Below are 204 nucleotides of genomic sequence, written 5' to 3' on the forward strand. Positions count from 1 at the left end.
TGGTAATACGGTGGCTGAACATATCCAGAAAGGCGGTGACGGCTTCATACCCTTCACGCCGGGTGGCAATATCATCCAGATAGTGCGTCGGCAGCGGGGAGTCCACGCCGTATACCCCGAGGAAGGTTGTCCGTACCGAGAGCGGTGCCTCCGGATCGTCCTCATTCTCCTCCACGGCCCGCAACTCGCTGACCGGAAACCCCA

General features: G+C 60.3%; 1 protein-coding gene. It reads right to left on the reverse strand.

Features of this window, described 5'->3' with window-relative positions; all coding sequences use genetic code 11:
• Window positions 1–204 (reverse strand): type VI secretion system baseplate subunit TssG (locus AAIR21_RS28330; RefSeq protein ID WP_434682905.1); only part of this gene is annotated, 204 nt, incomplete at both ends.

It is taken from the genome of Enterobacter sp. PTB (assembly GCF_051130085.1).
Lineage (GTDB): Bacteria > Pseudomonadota > Gammaproteobacteria > Enterobacterales > Enterobacteriaceae > Enterobacter > Enterobacter ludwigii.